Origin of the sequence: Acidithiobacillus marinus, assembly GCF_002847505.1 — a bacterium.
Classification (GTDB): Bacteria; Pseudomonadota; Gammaproteobacteria; order Acidithiobacillales; family Acidithiobacillaceae; genus Acidithiobacillus; species Acidithiobacillus marinus.
In genome coordinates this window covers 1-18,495 of the sequence record NZ_MXAV01000023.1, presented here as the reverse complement: position 1 = coordinate 18,495, position 18,495 = coordinate 1, and the positions used below count along the sequence as shown (strand labels likewise).

Here is an 18,495-nt window from a genome sequence, read left to right as displayed (position 1 = left end):
GATGGAAGCCAGCGTCACCTCTGCCCGCTCCTTGGCTTCCCAAATGGCCGTTTCTGACGCATAACGTAACCGTTCCTGAAACTCTGTCGAACGACGCAAGTAGCGAAACAGTATCCAGCCCAACAATCCCAAGAGGGCAATAACGATAGATGGGCCAGACATACTGCGGCCCCACAGCACCCATAAACTACTCCGGAGGACACTGGCGCCGGCAACCAGAGGATAATGCGGTGTATCTTGCACGGCTCCCAAACGCCACTGCCCTACAGCTTTGGAATACCCCAGATAAACTCCGCCGGTAGAATGGATATGGGAGGCAACATAGCGTGCCGCAACACCCGTTTGGCGTTTCGCAAAGGAGGTTTTATCCGGTGGCGGATTGCGCGCGACCAGATATCCATCCCGCCGGATTAAAAACAGACCGGTATGCGCCTGCAAGGGATAACCTGACCAGGCTTTCAAGCCTCCATCAGCCAATGGCATCAACACAGTCATACAGAGAATCTGATGATCATGCAGAAACACGCGTCGTTTGAAAGGAATATACCACTCATGGTTGCTGATATCCGGAATCAAAGATCCGATATAAAAATTCCGGGACAAATTATAGAAGTGACGGCTTCTGTGATCAGAATCGCGCAATAGTGGGCTAGGGTCTAGATTTAGAGCATCTGCTGCTGCGAGTAACTGTCCCTTTGTGGTCCCCAGATAAATCGATTGAATCTCAGGTTGAGCCTCTAGATATTGCTTTAATAACTTTTCATAATCTGGATGTTGCTTCTCGGATAAAAATCGCAGTGTATCAGCTAGAAGATCCGTAGAGGACTGGATGCTGGAAATATTCAGAGAAGCGCTCTGGGCCAGAGCGACCGCCAAAATTCGCAAGTCACCACTTTCCTCGGAATACACCTTTCTCCAGGTATAAATACCCACCAAAAACCAGGAAACAATCAATACAATAGCAAAAACCCACGCAAAAACTCTTAACAATCTGCTGCTGTAGGCTTGTGATGGTAGGTTTTTTTCGTCAGCTTGCGGCATGGGTATAAAGTATCCACTCGAATTGAATGATTACTTTTAAACATTTTCCGGATATTTTCAAGGAGTACAAAAAAAACAGACAGGTATGGTCTGAATCAGCCACCATACCTGATCACAAATCAAACAGAAGGTAATGAGTTAACTGGGCATGGCAGAAATAAAGGCGGCTGGCACCGGGAACTCACCTAGAGCGCTCCGCAGTACAGCAAAATGCATGGCTTCATCACCTTCAATATTGGCGGCCGCATGGGCCAGTTCGGGATTACTGAATTCGGGTACGGTGCCCAGATAGGCCTTGGCTGCACCGACTTCCAGGCCAGCCGCAAAATGCAATACATCCTTTTGGGTTTTGAGCTTATCCAAAGGGAATCCCCAGGTGCTGGCGAGTTCCGTCATGGGCGCCTTCAAAGAAACTTTCGGAGCCACTGGTGTCCCTCCCAGTTTTTTGATGGTTTCTGCAAGAATAGCCGCATGGGCTTCATGATCGGCCTGGAATGACAGGGCCACCTTGAGCAATGCCGGATCGAGCAACTTGCTTTCAGCGCCGACTTGATACGCGGCAATGGCCTGATGCTCGGCATTCAGCGCAAAATTCAACAAGTACAGATCATGTTTCGGACCTTTGGGCATGGCGGCAGCTTCCGCGAGAGCCGGCATGGTCAAACTACCGACTGCAGCCAACCCCAACCCGAACAAGGCGCTTTTCTTGAAAAAATCGCGACGATCCAAATCGTGCTTTTCCATTTCTTTCATGACGTTCTCCTGAGAATGCGGCGGCCTAATTGTCGCCGACAAATAGAATTACGCAGTTGCCTGTGCTGCGGATGCATTCGGGCGATCATTCCAATTCAACTGCTGAGTTGTGTGGAAAGAATATCAGCCTTATATAGCACCGCCGTCGTGGGCTGCCCCGTCGGCGAACCACCCGCCGGCTCCATGGTCACCGCAATCAGAGCCACCCGACGCATATTCAGGTGGTCTGGAGTCAGCAATATGGGCGTGCGTCCCGGACGGGTGGGTAACAAGCCCATGGATATGGGTTTTTTACCCGGAACAATGGCCCAGAGCTGCAGGGATTTGTCTGCCGGCACCGGCATGCTGCGCATGGTCACCAGGGCCATATGATGGCGATTGGCCCGCAACATCCACACCGGCTGGCCCGCCGTATTATTCAATACTGCCATATAAGGCATGGCAGGCGGCGCTGGCCAAAGCACCAGCAACAGCACCGCCAGGGCCAGACCTGCGGACAGGGCGCGCCAAAGACCCACTTTCTGCCACCAGCCGGAAACCGGAGTTTTCCGCTTCGGTAATTGGGCAGCCACACCATGCCAGACAGAACGCGGTGGTGCCAGCGGCTTTTGCGGGAGTGTATAAGGCATTAAGGTGTCTTCCCATTCCGCCACGCGCGCCGCCAACCAGGGATAGGCGCGTAGCATCCGGGTAAAACGCAGGCGTGCCCTGCCCCGCAAGGTTCCCAACACGTAGGCTCCTGCCAGACTGTCCGCAAGCTTTGGCCACTTATTCAGATGCATGATGTAAACAATCTCGCAAACTCAATAGCCCCCGACGAATCCAGCTTTTCACCGTGCCCAAGGCTTCACCCGCAAAGCGCGCAACTTCTTCATAGCTTGCCGCCCGATAAAAGGCCTGGGAAATAGCCTGGCGCTGATCACTGGGTAGTTGTCCCAGACAGTCCTGCAAGCGTTTTCTTTCGGAAAACATGGAAGCATCGGGGGAGGATGCCTGTCCTCCCCAGTGCTCCCAGTCTTCTTCTTCCCAGCCGGGCTGATCCTTGGGCAGGCGCCGCAGATCATCAATGGCCTGATATCGGACAATGGCTGCCGCCCAGGCCAGTGGCGCGCCACGACCCATTTGATATTCACTCGCCTTTAACCAGATTTTCACAAATGCATCCTGTAAACACTCGGCTGCCCGCCCTTCTTCTCTTAATATACGCAAGGCCACCGGATACAGATGCGCCGCCGTCGCATCGTAAAAATCCCGAAACGCCTGCTGATCCGCCAGTGCTATTTTCTGCAGGAGTTTTTCCAGTTCGGCAATTTCAGGCACTGCTTATCACCAATACCTGATAAACAGAAATTTACAGACTGCTGCTCGATTCATGGGATCATACCGCTTATGCTGTCTTTCATTGTCATGAGCATAGCGCAAAAGCCTGGAGCATGACCACGTATAAAATAGTGAACAATTTTCCTAGACCAGTCGACTTCTGACCCAATCGCGGGCGGCCTGGAGCGCCGTATCCAGCGCCTCTGGCTTGCCTGCACCAGCCTGAGCCATATCTGGACGTCCGCCCCCTTTTCCTCCCAGGGGCCGGGCGACCACATTGACCAGTTCACCGGCATGAATACGGTCTGACAAAGTTTTCGTTACACTGGCCAGCAGGGCGACCTTTTCTCCGTCCACCCCCGCCAACACAATCACCGCTTCGGGTAACTGGCTGCGCAAGCGATCCAGAGCGTCACGCAGGGCCTTGCCATCCATGCCTTCCAGACGGCTGATGAGTACCGCTACCCCTGCCATGTCTTCTTTTTGGGTCGCAAGGTCGGCACCCGCACGGGCGGCTTCATCCCGTTTGATTTTTTCCAGTTCTTTTTCCAGTTGTCGTAAACGTTCCAGCGTCTGGCTCAGGCGCTGATCCAGATCTGCCGGGGCCACCTTAAGCATGCCTGCGGCAGCTTGTAGACGTTGTTCATCACGCTGAATCATGTCCAGCGCGCTTGCCCCCGCCACCGCCTCAATCCGGCGAATGCCAGCGGCCACCCCCGTTTCACTGAGAATCTTGAAAACGCCCATATCTCCCAGGGCCTGAACGTGGGTTCCTCCGCAAAGCTCCAGCGAGAAGTCGCCCATGCGCACCACGCGAACTTCGTCCCCATATTTTTCACCGAAGAGGGCCATGGCACCCATGGCCTGGGCCTCGGCAATGGGCAACACTTGGGTATGGGCGGCATGATTGTCACGAATCACGGCATTTACATCACGCTCAATATGGCGTAACTGTTCCGCTGTGAGCGCTTCAGGATGGCTGAAATCAAAACGCAGACGCTCGGCATTCACCAGAGAGCCTTTCTGTTGCACATGGGTCCCCAGAGTATTGCGCAAAGCGGCATGGAGCAGATGGGTGGCAGAATGGTGGGCAGCCGTCGCCCGGCGAGCGACTTCATCGACGCTGGCCAGTACGCGGTCGCCCAATTGCAGACGACCGGACTGTAACGTCCCCAGATGCACATGCAGGCTGCCCATAGGCTTCTGGGTATCACGCACCTGAAAGAGCGCATTTTCTGATTGCAATTCCCCGCGATCGCCGGCCTGGCCACCTGATTCTCCGTAAAAAGGCGTCTGATCGAGAATCACGGCACCCTGATCACCCGCATCGAGAAAAGCCACTTCTTCGCCATCGCGGAGCAGAGCCAGCACCTGACCTTCGCCGGCGCACTGGGCATAACCCGTAAATGCCGTGGGAGATAGACGCATGGCCAGGTCATGATAAACCCGTTCGATTTTGACCTCGCCACTGCCACTCCAGGCTGCGCGGGAGCGATTACGCTGTTCCGTCATGGCAACTTCGTAACCCTCCATATCCATCTGCAGCCCTCTTTCCCGGGCAATATCCGCCGTCAAATCCACCGGAAAACCATAAGTATCGGCCAGACGGAAAATAATCTCGCCGGGAATGGCCGCATCGCCAGCCAGTCCGGAAATGGCATTTTCCAGCAGATTCAGACCGCGTTCGAGGGTTTCCCGGAAACGGGTTTCCTCACGTTCCAGAGCCCGTTCCACATCGTGCTGGGCCTTGGCCAGTTCGGGAAAGGCGCCGCCCATCTCCTGCACCAGAGGAGCGACCAGCTTGTGAAAAAATACATTTTCCATGCCGAGTTTGCGGCCATGGCGCACCGCCCGGCGAATAATCCGGCGCAGGACATAACCACGCCCCTCATTGGCGGGCAGCACGCCATCGGTAATCAAAAAACTGCAGGCGCGAATATGGTCTGCCAACACCCGCAGACTGGTGTCGGTGGCCGCATCCTCACCATATTTTTTGCTGGAAAGCGCTGCGGCTGCGGCAATCAGGGGCTTGAAAAGATCCGTATCGTAATTGTTATGGACGCCTTGCAGCACCGCCGCCAGACGCTCCAGACCCATGCCTGTATCCACGGAAGGCTTGGGAAGCGGGGTCAGTGTGCCGCTGCTGTCGCGGTCATACTGCATGAAAACCAGATTCCAGATTTCGATATACCGATCACCATCTTCTTCCGGACTACCGGGAGGGCCACCAGGCACATCGGGGCCATGATCATAAAAAATTTCCGAACAGGGACCACAGGGTCCGGTGTCGCCCATGCTCCAGAAGTTGTCTTTTACCCCGCACCGAGATATACGGGCGGGATCGATGCCTATGTCATTGATCCAGATTTGCGCTGCTTCGTCATCTTCTTCATAGACCGTAATCCACAACTTTGCGGCAGGCAGCCCCAGCTTTTCGGTGAGGAAACGCCAGGCGAAGCCGATGACTTCACGCTTGAAATAGTCACCAAAGGAAAAATTACCAAGCATTTCAAAAAAAGTGTGATGTCGGGCGGTATAACCGACATTTTCCAGATCATTGTGCTTGCCACCGGCGCGCATGCAGCGCTGGGACGACACTGCTCGCTGATAGGGGCGCTGCTCCAGCCCCAAAAAAACGTCCTTGAAGGGAACCATACCGGCATTGGTAAACAGCAGGGTCGGGTCATTACGGGGAATCAGGGAACTGGAGGGTACAATCTGATGACCCTGTTCTACAAAAAAATCCAGAAAAGCTTGGCGAATGGCTTGCGCTTGCATCGGTCTTTCGTCGTCCATTAAAAACTAATCGTTAAAATCATCCGGATTTTTACCCGCGTCCGCCAGTACCCGGCGAATCTGTTCAGGCAAAAAGCCCCTTCCCGCCAAAAACCGGGCACGTCGGGCATAATCCCGCGCATCTTCAGGTACACTATCACCAAAACGCTTGCGATAGGTCGCCCGGGCCTGAGCCTGCCAGTCCAGGGCTTGCTCCTCCCCGGCGCCCGCTTCGATTTCCACTCCGGCGCGATGCAAATCCTGACGCAGACGCAGCGGGCCGTGCCCTTGACGCAGGCGGGTGCGCGTCAGCATTTCGGCATAACGCTGGTCATTCTGATAACCACTCGCCTGCAGATGCTCCAGCAGCGTTTCTACCTGTGCTACCGCAAAGCCGGCCTGCAGCAATTTATCCTGCAGTTCCTTGCGACTGTATTCACGTCGTGCGAGCAGGCGTAAGGCCATGCTCAGCGGATCAGCGGGGGCATTTTTGGCCAATTATTCCGCTACCGCAGGCTCCACCACATCATCGGTAAAGGCCAGCGGATTTCCAGCGGCAGCCGCGCGCACCTGTTGCTCGATACGAGCGGCCAGCTCACTGTGTTCCTTGAGATATTGACGGGCATTATCCTTACCCTGGCCAATCCGCTCACCCTGATAGGAATACCAGGCTCCGCTTTTATCCACAATATCAAACTTGACGCCCAGGTCTACCAATTCCGAGAGTCGGGATATACCCTCGCCATAATAAATGGCAAATTCGGCCTCACGGAATGGCGGAGCGACCTTATTTTTGACCACTTTCACCCGGGTATCATTGCCCATAACCTCGTCCCCTTTTTTGATGGCGCCAATCCGGCGAATATCCAGGCGCACCGAGGCATAGAATTTGAGGGCATTACCCCCGGTCGTGGTTTCCGGACTCCCGTACATGACGCCAATTTTCATGCGAATCTGGTTAATGAAAATGACCAGAGTATTGGTGCGGGAGATATTGGCGGTCAGCTTGCGCAACGCCTGGCTCATCAGCCGTGCCTGCAAGCCGACATGGGAGTCACCCATGTCTCCTTCGATTTCCGCCTTGGGGGTCAGAGCGGCTACCGAGTCCACCACGATCAGGTCCACCGCGCCGGAGCGCACCAGCATGTCGGCGATTTCCAGTGCCTGTTCACCCGTATCGGGCTGAGAAACCAGCAGATTTTCCAGATCCACCCCCAGCTTGTGGGCATATCCAGGATCCAGGGCATGTTCGGCATCGATAAAGGCGGCGGTGCCTCCCGCCTGCTGGCAACTGGCAATGGCGTGCAGGGTGAGCGTGGTTTTACCTGAAGATTCCGGCCCGTATATTTCCACAACCCGACCGCGCGGCAATCCTCCGACACCCAGGGCCAGGTCCAGGCCCAGGGAGCCGGTGGAATAGACGGCGATATCCTTGATCGCATCGTGGTCGCCAAGGCGCATCACCGCGCCCTTGCCAAACTGCTTGTCAATCTGCGACAAAGCGGCCGAGAGGGCCTTGCTGCGTTGCTCATCCATCATGCTGTCCTTTTCTGAAAAGTGAAGGCGAATATCCACTTCGGGCATTACCCGTTTTGTAGCGGCTTGCTCGGGGTGTCCGGGCAGTCATCCCCCGGTTATTCTATCGACTTTGGAGGCATTCTACCTGAGCCCGTGCCATGGGCAAAGGCACCCGGTTCAGAAGCTCAACTCAGACAAGCAGCAAACCCAGTAAACCGCCCAAAGCCACGGACCCGGAGGCATACTGCACCGTCCAACGGTCGCCTGGAAAATGACAGGTGCGCACCTGTTGCGGGCCGTCGCGTTGCCCCCAGGCAATGCAGACCGTGCCTACCGGTTTGCCGGGGACAGCCCCACCGGGTCCGGCAATGCCGGTAATGGCAGCACCCAAGTCAGCTTCCCGCAACAAACCATTCAGCATTTCCAGGGCGGTTTCCTCAGAAACCGCCCCATAGCGCATCAGGGTTTTGGCCTGTACCCCCAGATAGTGACGTTTGGCGGTATTACTGTAAGTCACCAGCCCCTGCTGCAAGAGTGCCGAAGACCCGGACAAGGCGGTAATGCGAGCCGCCATCCCCCCACCGGTACAGGATTCAGCCAAGGCCAGACGCGGACCTCCGGCTTTGGGACATTGCTGTAATAAAGCCCATTCGGGAGGCGCCATGGCCAGATCAAAAGTATCCTGGGTTTGCTCATCCAACCAGAACTCACCGGGCAGAATTTCGCGACCGCGCCCCAGGTCGGTAAAGCGACTGAAGCTTTGCGGGCAGGCAGGCAGAGTGGACTTTGCCCAGTCCTGCATGGTCTGCCAGTCCCCGGCCGGAATCAGTGCATGTTCCGGGAACTTTTTCCAGATATCGCCGTTGGGAAAAGCCCCGATAGCCAAAGCCACGCCATCCTGATCCGGCAGCACGGTAACCAGTTCAATACGCGCCTCGACACCAGCGCGTTGAGCCCAGGCCTGCAATCGCTGGGCATCCGCCAGCGCTGCCGGGCGCAGAGGTAAATAAATACGCAGTATATCTGCTGCTGTCATAACCATCCCATTCCGCGCATTCCCAACAAAATCAACCAGGCAGGAAGCGCCGCTGCCATATCATCCAACATGATGCCTGTTCCGCCATGAATATGTCGATCGAGCCAGGATATCGGCCAGGGCTTGAGCATATCGAAAAACCGAAAAAGCAGAAATCCGGCGAGCAGCGTCCACCAGGTAAAAGGAAACCAGTACAAAGTCAGCAGTAAACCCACCCATTCATCCCAGACAATGGCGGGCGGGTCCAGAGCCCGTTTTCCGCTAGCGCCTCGGCGTAAATCCTCTGCTGTCCGGCCACAGAGCCAGGGACCGACAGCTATCATGCAAAGTAGCACGGCCGTATATATCCAGAGGTTCTGCACAAGCAAAACCAGCAACAAATAAAGGGGAATGGCGGCAATGGTCCCCATGGTGCCGGGCAGGACGGGCGCCAGACCACTGCCCCCCCCAAAGGCCAACCAATGGTACCAAGGCCTAGAAAACATGCTGATGCCCCCGGTTCATGGGCAAAGACAGGGACTGCCCCTGCCAGTACAAATCGACATCTTCGGCTGCGTGCGGATCAGCTGGCAAAACCTCTCCCACCGCCGTGATCGGCAAGGCACAATTGGTAGCCAGCGCCATGAGCGTGCCGGTCAGACTCGGCGGCGCGCAGAAAATCAGCTCATAATCGTCCCCACCGGTCAGGGGCCAGCGCAGCAGGCGTTGCAAATCACTATCAATACATTCGCGCAAAGCTGAACTGAGGGGGAGGTGTTCGAGATCGACCCGGGCCCGTAGCCCGGAGGCCTGGAGAATATGACCGAGATCTGCCAGAAATCCATCCGAACAATCCAGGGCGCATGTCACCCCGGCAGCCACTGCCGCCCGGGCAAAATCCAGACGCGGCTGCGGACGCAGACGCCGGTTTTCCAGGGCCTGGGCGCAAGTTTCAGAACAGTTCAAAGCCCAGCCGGGCAGCCCGCGTGACACAAAAGCCCGATCCAGGGCAGCGGCGGCATCACCCAGGGTGCCTGTCACCCAAATCAGGTCACCGACACTGGCCGCATCCCGGCGCATCACGCCCTGCTCCACCACCCCCAGTGCGGTGATGGACAGCGTCAAAGGACCATCGGTAGCCACCGTGTCCCCACCCACCAAAGCCACATCTGCGCGCTCAGCCAAAGCCAGCCATCCTGCTGCAAAATCCTGCACCCACTGCCCATAGCCCTCGGCCAGTGGCGGCAATGCCAGACTGAGCAGACACCAGCGGGGAATGGCACCCATCGCCGCTAGATCACTCAAATTGACGGCCAGAGCCTTCCAGCCCAGATCGGCGGGATGCACGTCTGCAAAAAAATGGCGGCCCGCCACCAGCGTATCCATGCTGCTCACCAAAGTCCGTCCTTCGGTATCCAGCCAGGCCGCATCATCGCCGATTCCCAGGCGCACGCCTTTCCCGACATGACCCAGGTCTTTCTGCAACTGCGCAATGAGTGCAAATTCTTCGTTCGCCATCTTCCTGCCCGCCGCGATCAAGCCGCAATTTCATGATGCCGGGGCTGATCACCCATCCCGACGGAGAGTTCAGCATCTAAGCAGAACTGGGCAACCGCCGCACCCTTACGAACAGGCTCCCATGGATTCCCATCGTGAGCAAAGAGGGCATAACCTTCCTCGCGAAAAATTACCGGCATATTAAGTACACGCTTCCCTGTGCTAGATTGTGAGGAATTGTACAGTAATCCAGGGTAAACCATAGTCCGTATAAAGCGGGTCTGACTAGAGGCCGAACTGAGCAGCGTGTGCATATCGTTTCACCATTCTCCCCAATGAGGGGCCAGGACAGGCCTGTCATCGGTCGCTTTGCCCCTTCCCCCAGCGGTCCTCTCCATGCCGGCTCGCTGGTCGCCGCTATTGGCAGCTATCTCAGTGCCCGCTGTCAGGACGGACTGTGGCTGCTGCGTCTGGAAGACGTGGATGGAGATCGGGTGCGCCCGGGTGCCGCCGATCAGATTCTTCGCCAACTGGAAGCCCTGGGCCTGGAGTGGGATGGCCCGGTCTGGCAACAATCCTCTCGCCATGAAGCTTATCAGGAGGCTCTCGAAACATTGATCCAGGCTGGTTACGCCTATCCATGTGCCTGTAGCCGTCAGGAAATCGGGTTGCACGGGGGGCGTTATCCGGGCACTTGCCGCAACGGGCTACCAGCCGGGCGCATTCCACGATCCTGGCGGCTGCGAGTGTCCGGGGAGTTACCCCTATGGGAAGACCGCCTTCTTGGCTGGCAGAATACCCCTCCTGAACAGGGTGATCCTGTTTTGCGGCGTGCCGATGCGTATTTTGCCTATTTACTGGCTTGTGTGGTGGATGATGGCGCTCAGGGCGTCACCGAGATCATTCGCGGCGGGGATTTACGTCCATTTACCGGCGTACAGCGCTATCTGCAAAGCCTTCTGGGGTTGCCCCATCCTGACTATGGTCATCTGCCTTTAATCTGTCATGCCGATGGCCGTAAATTATCCAAAAGCCAGCATAGCCCGGCCTGGGCTGGAGATCCCGGCTGCGCCTGGGAGGAGACTCTGAAATGCTTAGGCTGGACCACTCCGACCAACCTCCACGGTGCACCCGCTGGCTTATGGCAAAACTGGGCATTGTCGGAACTGCGTGACCAGTCCCGATCCATATCCTGGCATGTATCGGCCGCAAGCATTAAGCTGCCCCCATGCAGCTACCCGAACTGATCCCCGCCACCCTGCTCCGCCGTTATAAACGCTTTCTGGCGGACTGCCGGCTGGCATCTGGCGAAGAAATCACCATTCATTGCCCCAATTCGGGGAGTATGACCAGCTGTGCGGAACCCGGACAACCCATCCTGATTTCCCGCAGTGACAATCCCCGCCGCAAGCTCGCCTGGACCTGGGAGTTATACTGGAGTGGCAGCAGTTGGGTGTGTGTCAACACCCAGCACCCTAATTCGATTGTCGCCGAGGCCATTGCTTGCGGCCAGATAGCGGCTCTGCAAGGTTATAGCGAGCTGCGCCGGGAAGTGCCTTATGGTCAGCATGAGCGGGTGGATATCCTGCTTCAGGAACCCGGGCGCGCGCCCTGCTACGTGGAGGTCAAATCCTGCACATTACTAGAAGCTGATGGTGTCATTCGCTTTCCCGATGCGGTCAGCACCCGCGCTCTACGACATCTGACGGCGCTGCGCGCAGTGGTGGAAAGTGGCGGTCGGGCGGTGATGTTTTTTTTGATCGGGCGGGAGGATGGTCAGGGCTTTGCTCCCGCCGACCGGATAGATCGGGCTTATGGCCTGGCTCTTCGGGAAGCACGCCAAAACGGTGTGGAAATTCTGGCCTACCGGAGCCGGGTCAGTCCTGATAAAATAGAAATTGACGCGGCAGAGGAGCTGCTGTTTTAGCCTCTCTCTTTCAATCGCCCAGGAGAATCCCCATGTTACAACGTCGCAAGAGCCCTCCCCAGGGAAATATCAAGACTCCCGAAGAAATCGAAAAAATGCGAACTGCCGGACACTTGACCGCCATGGTGCTCAACATGATCCGCCCCCATGTCAAGGCGGGCATCAGCACCGGAGAACTGGACCGGATTTGCCACGATTACATCGTCAATGATCTGCAGGGGATTCCTGCACCGCTGAATTATCAACCCAGCCCGGAATATCCGCCTTTCCCCAAATCCGTCTGCATTTCTCTGAATCATGTCATCTGTCATGGCATTCCCGGAGACCGGGTGTTGAAAGATGGTGATATGCTCAACATTGACGTGACGGTCATCAAGGATGGCTATCACGGCGACAGCAGCAAGATGTTTACCGTCGGAGAAGTACCTCTGCGCTCCCGTCGGGTCATGGATGTCGCCCACGAAGCCATGGTCCGGGGTATTCAACAGGTTCGTCCCGGCGCCACACTGGGAGATGTCGGCCACGCCATTCAGGTGTTTGCAGAAGCCCAGCATTGCTCGGTAGTGCGCGAATTTTGCGGCCATGGTATCGGGCGGGTATTTCATGATGAACCTCAGGTATTGCACTATGGTAACCCCGGTGAGGGCGTTGAACTGGTACCGGGCATGACCTTTACCATTGAGCCCATGATCAACGCTGGCAAACGCCACATCAAGGCGCTGCCGGATGGCTGGACCATTGTGACCAAGGATCACAGCGCCTCAGCGCAGTGGGAACACACCATTCTGGTGACCGATGACGGATATGAAGTACTGACCCAACTCCCCGGCGACCCCATCTGAACATGTCCGCATCCGGGGCAACTGACGCCCTGCCGACCATCCTGGAAAGCCTGAAGCAGGAACGGACGCATCTGCTTGCCGGGTTTTCTCCTCGGCGCAATGGTCGCGCCTTTTTGCGCCAGCATGCGGCCTTGGTGGATAAAATCCTGTGCCGACTCTGGAAGCAGATGGAAACCCGGCTTTCCTTGCAGGACTCCCCGCTCTGTCTGATAGCCGTTGGCGGCTATGGACGTGGCGCCTTGTTTCCCGGCTCGGATCTCGACCTGCTGATGCTCACTCCGGCCCGGCTTTCCCCGCCTGTCGAAGACTTTCTGCATCAGTTTTTGACCGCGCTATGGGATTTACAAATGGTCGTGGGGGCCAGCGTGCGCTCCATACCGGAATGTCTGGAGCAGGCGCGTGAGGATCTCAGTATTGCCAGTACTCTGCTGGAAACCCGCTATCTCTGTGGTTCTCTTGAACACTATGCACAGCTGGAACAAGCCCTTCGCGCTAACCCTCCTTGGAAACCCGCCGTATTTTTTGCAGCCAAACTGGCCGAGCAGGAGAGCCGTCATGCGCGCTGCAGTGATACGGCTTTTCATCTGGAGCCCAACCTCAAGGATGGCCCGGGCGGCCTCCGGGATATTCATCAACTGCAATGGTTGACCGCTGCAATTTTTGGAGATGGTAGCCTGTCCTGTCTGCGCCGCGAAAATCTGGTCAATCCTGACGAATATCGGCAATTATTGCGTGCGCAGGCATTTCTGACCCGGCTGCGCATTACCTTGCATATAGCCACCGCCCGCCATGAAGACCGGCTGCGTCTTGACCAGCAACGTCAACTGGCGGCTAGTTTTGGTTATGTGGATCGACCCGGACGCAGCCCGGTAGAGCAGCTCATGCAGAAACTTTTCCGGGCCTTTGCCGATATCCTGCGGATTTCCGCCATTGCTCAGGAAAACATTGCCCTGCAACTGGCCGCCAGGAGCAAAACTTCTTCCAAACAGGTAAAAAATCCCAAAGCAGCAGTGATGTTGCAGGCCAACGATCCGCAACTCCTGCAAAAAATCTTGCGCCTGTTCCGGGAACTGGCCGAAAATCCTCAGGGCAGCACCCTGGATGCCCTCACCCAGCGACAACTCTACAACATCCGTGCGCAGGTGCATCCTCGCGATCTGGAACAGGATCCGATTGCCAGAAGTGAACTGCTGAGCCTGCTGGCGCAGCCGGAGGGCGCCTATCACAGCCTGAAAATCATGCAGCAATGCGGCATTCTCGGCCGTCTGATCCCCGCTTTTGCGCGCATTACCGGACGTATTCAACATGACTTGTTTCATGTCTATACCGTCGATCAGCATACTCTTTTTTTGATTCGGAATATCGGTCAGCTCCACCGTCAGGAAGAACAGCCGATGTCTGCTCTGAAACAGGCCTGGATACAGGTGGATAAACCAGAATTACTGGTACTGGCAGGGTTATTTCATGATATCGGCAAGGGTCGGGGCGGTGATCATTCGCGGATAGGCGGCCAGGAAGCCCGACGTTTTACCCAGCGTCTGCATTTGTCACAGCGGGACAGTGCGTTGATCGTCTGGCTGGTGGAACAGCACTTGCAAATGAGTACCGTATCGCAACGGCGGGATCTGGAAGATCCTCAGGTCATTCAGGATTTCGCTCAGAGTATGGGCGATGAAAGGCATCTGGCTTATCTGTTGCTATTAACCGTAGCCGATATGCGTGCCACCAACCCGGATCTTTGGAACGACTGGAAGGGCCAGCTGCTCAGCACCCTTTATGACGCCACAGCGAGGGAACTTCAGCAAGCAGATCGTCAGGGCCAGGACATTCCCCACATCGTCCGTGAGCGGCAGGAAATCGTGCTCAATTCTCTGCCGGAAGAGGGGCAGATCCGCGCCCGAGTCTTTTGGCAACATTTATCCGGAGCGTATTTTTTACGTTATAACGACTATGAACTGCTCTGGCACACGCAGCAAATTCTGGCCCATAACACGCGAAAAACTCTGGTTGCAGTGCGCCCGCATCAGCCGGAAGGCAGCGAAATCCTGATCTACGGACCCGACCGTCCCGGCTTGTTTCAGCAGATTACCGGGGCACTGGATCGCCAATCCCTGAACATCATCGACGCGCGCATCGACACCAGCGAAGATGGTCGCGCTATCGATACTTTCCTGGTAATCGACAACAGTCACGCCTTTGCGCAAACAGCGCAGGCGAATCAGGATCTGGCCGCCCGCCTGCGGGCTATTATTGAAGGGGAAAGCGAAAGTAAACCGCATTTCGGGCTACGCCATCGTGATCCACGCCACCGCTTTTTTGCCCAGCGCCCTGCCGAAATCCTCATCGACAACCATGCCCTGCCCCGCTATACCCTTCTGGAGGTGCGTGCGGCTGATCAGCTCGGACTCCTTTATCGCGTGGGTGAAGCCTTGCGCTCCCTACAGCTGAATATCCACGGTGCCAAGGTATCTACTTTTGGCGAGCGAGTGGAAGACACTTTTTTCATCCTTAACGAAAGGGGGCGGCAATTGACTGAAAGCCAAAGAAAAACTCTGACACAGACCCTGCAATCCATGCTCAACGAAACACTGCGCTAATTCATGTTTCCCTATCCTGAGAGCAAGACAGCATGAGCATGTGGCATTTTCTGATTCCCGGTCCAGCCCGCCGTCGTGATCGGACCCTGGCACTGGCGGGTATCCTGCGCAGTGCCTTCCTCGTCCAAAATATTGCCCGTAATGGTGAACAACCCGGAGACTTGCTGGCCACCTGCATCCATAGCATTCTCGCCTTGGAAAGTCCGGATATACGCGAGGCACTGGGCAATATCCAGAGCTTGCGCCAACCCCTGGCCCTGCTCTGCCCGCTCCTGCAACGTGGTCCGGCCAATGCCCAAGAGGCGGAGCTGCTGCGCTATGCCATGGCCATGAATAGTCTCAGTAAACGGCTCCTGAAAAATGCGGCAGCCGCACAGCGGGTGCAGGAAGGTATTCAGCAAGCCCAGCGTCAGGTCCAGCATTTTGGTGACAACACCCAGAGCAGCGTCATTGCCGGTCTGGCGCAAACCTACACGGAGGCCATAGGAAGTTTGCGGCCCCGCATCATCGTCAGTGGCGATAGCCGCTTTTTAAGTGACCCCGATGATGCCGCCCGCATTCGTACACTATTGCTGAGTGGGATTCGTGCTGCAGTCCTCTGGCGACAGGCGGGCGGACATATTCCTGGCAGTCTGTTCGAACGCCGCAGCCTTTGTCAGGAAGCAGAAGAACTGCTCGCCCATGCCGGGTAAATCCCGTCCCGCTTAATGCGCGTCGGGTAAAGCGCCATTCAGACCTTGCCGACCCTCTGAAGTATTACTGACCATAGGCGCGGTGCCTCCGCCTGCACTGCTCAGCGGCGCGATGGTAAAGCCCTGGATATGGGTAGTGGGCACCACCATGGTGACGGGTTGATGCGGCGTGGATCGCTCGCCACCAGGGACGACCGGATAGGTGCTTGCGGTGCTTGCGGTGCTTGCGATGGACTGCGTCGCAATACGCCTGGAAAGATGACGACCTACTGATGCAGATACGGGCGCTGTTGTGCCGGACACCGGGTGGGGTTGCTGATAACCCATGGAATAGAGTTTGGCGAGCACGGCATTCACGAGGGCCTGAGCACCGTCCCAGGTCAAGTGGACCTGATCAGGATCAAAATAGTTGTATTGGTCATGGCTAATGCGATTCCAATGCAATAAATACACATTGGGATATTCTGCCTTGGCGCGTAAATACTGACTTTTCACCTCGTCTTCCCAAACCCGGGGCACGTTAGGAATGATCAGTAATACCTTGCGATCTCCGGCCTCGCGCATCACCCGATCCAGATCCCGAGTGAATACATCCCCGTTACTGCCCAATTCCAGAACAATATATTGAATATGGGCGTTTTGCGGTTCTGCCAATTCCTGTTGTAACACCCCCGGAGCCCGCGAAAACTGGCGGCCGACTTTACCATCCAGAATGGCATTGGGCAGCTGATGAATGACAAAACCCGACCAGCCCAACAGGATGGAGTCAGTCACCACCAATACCTGCTTTTGGGGATAAGCCGGATTCTGGCGAATTTCCTGACCGTTGTACAAATAACCCGGCTGCGGATTGGGTTGCCAGGCAAAAGAACCGGCCGCCGGCGCTCCAGCAAGCCCACCGGATGCACTGAGAGTACTGGCTGTCCCTGCTGACGGAGCGGCATTTCCGGAATGCCGTAATGCCTGCAGTGCCTTCTGCAGCTGGGCGATTTTTTCCGCCTGATAATGTTTGTATAATTCAAAATGCAGGTTTTTTTCACGTTCGTGGATAAACTGACGATTGACCACCACGGAATTAAACCAACCGGCAATACCCAAACCCAGAATGAAAGCCACGGTCAGTGCACTTTGCATGGAAAATGGATGCCGGGACTGCTTGCCAAAAGCTTTCTGAATACTGACTTCCACAAAAGCATAGGTCAACACTGACAAGAGCAGAATAATCAATACCGAAAGGGTTCCTCGTCATTTCAAGTGGGTAGCCTGAGATCCAGCTTGCCCAGGATCAGGTAGGCCATGTTGATAAAGTTCTTGTGCGTGCGGTAACCCCGAGCCTTGGCCTTGGCGGATTGAATGAGGCTGTTGAAACCTTCCAGAATTCCATTGGTGATCTGGCTCTCGAACCATCGGAGCACGCCATCCCAGTGATTCATGATGGTGTAGGCGACCTTGACGATAGGCGGCAGATCGCTGGTTCTGGCGTTTTCCAACCAGGCTTTCAAGAGGGTAGCCCCCTGATGGCGATTCTTGATCGTGAAGATGTCCTGAAAGGTCAGGCGGAACTGGTAGGCCTGCGCCGTCTTGAGGTTCTGGTCTTTGAGTAATGCCTGCAGCTTTTCTTTCTGCTTCACCTTGAGGTTGCAATCGTTCTTGAGCCAGAGCCAGCGGGTCTTTTTGAGATTTGGCTGAGTGAGGACTTCCCCCTTGCGCACGTCGTCCACGGCCTCGTTGACGAGCTTCATGAGGTGAAAACGATCGAAAGTGATCTCCGCATTGGGCAGGTGCTCGGCAGCCCCTTTCTGGAAGGCCGGCGAGAGGTCCATGCTCACATCGGTGATCGCTTCCGCGCTACCACCATGGGCCTGTAGATCTGCGGAGAATCTCTCAAAGGTCTTGGCATCCTTGCCGGGAGTAGCGAACAAGAGTCGCCGGGCATCCAGATCCACGAAGAGCGTGATGTAGTCGTGGCCGCGCCGACTGCTGGTTTCATCGACGCCGACGGCATGGACATGGGCCATATCCACTCTGGTACGGGCTTCTGGCACATAGTGGTCAATCACCCGCCACAGGAGCGTGTCGGTCTCGCCGACTAGGCGGGCTACGGTCAATACCGGCATCTCCCGCACCAGGGTCATGATCAGCGCTTCGAAGAGCAGGGTGAAATGCGAGCCTTCCCGTGCCCAGGGAACAGATATCTGATGCACTCCATGCTCCTGGCACTTCACACGAGGTACGCGGGCATGGAGATAGGCTTCATGCTGGAAGAAATCCATGTGCCGCCAAGTATGGTCACGGGTATCATGTACCGGACACTCCTCACCACAGACGGAGCAAGCAAAGCGACTACCCTTGGGAAAGTTGATGTGCAGATCCAGGCGTTTCTCCTCCACCGTGAAAGTCACATGATCCACCAACCACGGCGGAACCAATCCTAACGCGAGAGAAAACAGCTCTTCAGGGACCATCAGCTAACTCCAATTCAGGGCACGACCGCTCCACAGCATTCTACCCCCTACCC

At 56.1% G+C, this 18,495-nt stretch carries 18 protein-coding genes; 5 read left to right on the top strand and 13 right to left on the bottom strand.

What is annotated here, in order from left to right; translation table 11 throughout:
- The 11 genes from B1757_RS15060 to B1757_RS15375 form a co-directional block, all read right to left on the bottom strand.
- Positions 1-462: PDC sensor domain-containing protein (locus B1757_RS15060; protein WP_497013064.1), on the bottom strand; the 462-nt coding region annotated here is incomplete at its 3' end.
- 717 nt (positions 463-1,179) lie between these two features.
- Positions 1,180-1,794: a ferritin-like domain-containing protein gene (locus tag B1757_RS05915; RefSeq protein WP_101537440.1), complete on the bottom strand. Its 615-nt coding sequence runs from the start codon at positions 1,792-1,794 to the stop codon at positions 1,180-1,182.
- Positions 1,795-1,889: 95 nt separating this feature from the next.
- Positions 1,890-2,576 (bottom strand): anti-sigma factor, encoded by a 687-nt coding sequence (locus B1757_RS05910; RefSeq protein ID WP_101537439.1) that lies wholly within the window; start codon positions 2,574-2,576, stop codon positions 1,890-1,892.
- On the bottom strand, positions 2,563-3,114 hold the full coding sequence (locus B1757_RS05905) for a sigma-70 family RNA polymerase sigma factor (RefSeq protein WP_101537438.1): 552 nt from the start codon (positions 3,112-3,114) through the stop codon (positions 2,563-2,565). Before B1757_RS05905 ends, B1757_RS05910 begins: the two co-directional genes overlap by 14 nt.
- A 144-nt stretch (positions 3,115-3,258) precedes the next feature.
- Entirely contained in the window at positions 3,259-5,910 is a 2,652-nt protein-coding gene (gene alaS / locus B1757_RS05900) for an alanine--tRNA ligase (RefSeq protein WP_253253739.1), read from the bottom strand.
- 6 nt (positions 5,911-5,916) lie between these two features.
- Positions 5,917-6,354: a regulatory protein RecX gene (locus B1757_RS05895; RefSeq protein ID WP_101537442.1), complete on the bottom strand. Its 438-nt coding sequence runs from the start codon at positions 6,352-6,354 to the stop codon at positions 5,917-5,919.
- Between the two features lie 33 nt (positions 6,355-6,387).
- Positions 6,388-7,425, bottom strand: a complete 1,038-nt coding sequence (gene recA / locus B1757_RS05890) for a recombinase RecA (RefSeq protein ID WP_101537441.1) — start codon at positions 7,423-7,425, stop codon at positions 6,388-6,390.
- A gap of 172 nt (positions 7,426-7,597) precedes the next feature.
- A complete protein-coding gene (locus B1757_RS05885; protein WP_101537436.1) occupies positions 7,598-8,443 on the bottom strand; it encodes a CinA family protein in 846 nt (281 codons plus the stop codon).
- The gene (locus B1757_RS05880; protein ID WP_101537435.1) at positions 8,440-8,928 is read right to left on the bottom strand and encodes a phosphatidylglycerophosphatase A family protein; all 489 of its coding nucleotides are present in this window, start codon (positions 8,926-8,928) and stop codon (positions 8,440-8,442) included. Before B1757_RS05880 ends, B1757_RS05885 begins: the two co-directional genes overlap by 4 nt.
- Positions 8,918-9,940, bottom strand: a complete 1,023-nt coding sequence (gene thiL, locus B1757_RS05875) for a thiamine-phosphate kinase (RefSeq protein ID WP_101537434.1) — start codon at positions 9,938-9,940, stop codon at positions 8,918-8,920. The genes B1757_RS05880 and thiL overlap by 11 nt, the downstream gene beginning before the upstream one ends.
- Positions 9,941-9,957: 17 nt before the next feature.
- A complete protein-coding gene (locus tag B1757_RS15375) occupies positions 9,958-10,119 on the bottom strand; it encodes a hypothetical protein (RefSeq protein WP_172437621.1) in 162 nt (53 codons plus the stop codon).
- A 135-nt stretch (positions 10,120-10,254) separates the two neighbouring features.
- Here B1757_RS15375 and gluQRS point away from each other — a divergent pair, with 135 nt between their 5' ends.
- Genes gluQRS through hflD form a run of 5 tightly spaced genes read left to right on the top strand, consistent with a single transcriptional unit; the run spans position 10,255 to position 15,977 of the window.
- A complete protein-coding gene (gluQRS, locus tag B1757_RS05870) occupies positions 10,255-11,166 on the top strand; it encodes a tRNA glutamyl-Q(34) synthetase GluQRS (protein ID WP_101537433.1) in 912 nt (303 codons plus the stop codon).
- Entirely contained in the window at positions 11,148-11,846 is a 699-nt protein-coding gene (sfsA, locus tag B1757_RS05865) for a DNA/RNA nuclease SfsA (protein WP_101537432.1), read from the top strand. Before gluQRS ends, sfsA begins: the two co-directional genes overlap by 19 nt.
- A gap of 32 nt (positions 11,847-11,878) precedes the next feature.
- Positions 11,879-12,688: a type I methionyl aminopeptidase gene (gene map, locus B1757_RS05860; protein ID WP_101537431.1), complete on the top strand. Its 810-nt coding sequence runs from the start codon at positions 11,879-11,881 to the stop codon at positions 12,686-12,688.
- 2 nt (positions 12,689-12,690) lie between these two features.
- The gene (gene glnD, locus B1757_RS05855) at positions 12,691-15,285 is read left to right on the top strand and encodes a [protein-PII] uridylyltransferase (protein ID WP_101537430.1); all 2,595 of its coding nucleotides are present in this window, start codon (positions 12,691-12,693) and stop codon (positions 15,283-15,285) included.
- Positions 15,286-15,323: 38 nt separating this feature from the next.
- Positions 15,324-15,977: a high frequency lysogenization protein HflD gene (gene hflD / locus B1757_RS05850; protein ID WP_101537429.1), complete on the top strand. Its 654-nt coding sequence runs from the start codon at positions 15,324-15,326 to the stop codon at positions 15,975-15,977.
- A 12-nt stretch (positions 15,978-15,989) separates the two neighbouring features.
- Here the strand turns inward: hflD and B1757_RS05845 are convergent, their stop codons facing one another.
- Entirely contained in the window at positions 15,990-17,204 is a 1,215-nt protein-coding gene (locus tag B1757_RS05845) for an SGNH/GDSL hydrolase family protein (protein WP_101537428.1), read from the bottom strand.
- 23 nt (positions 17,205-17,227) lie between these two features.
- Positions 17,228-18,442, bottom strand: a complete 1,215-nt coding sequence (locus tag B1757_RS05840) for an ISL3 family transposase (protein ID WP_101536405.1) — start codon at positions 18,440-18,442, stop codon at positions 17,228-17,230.
- Positions 18,443-18,495: the final 53 nt, after the last annotated feature.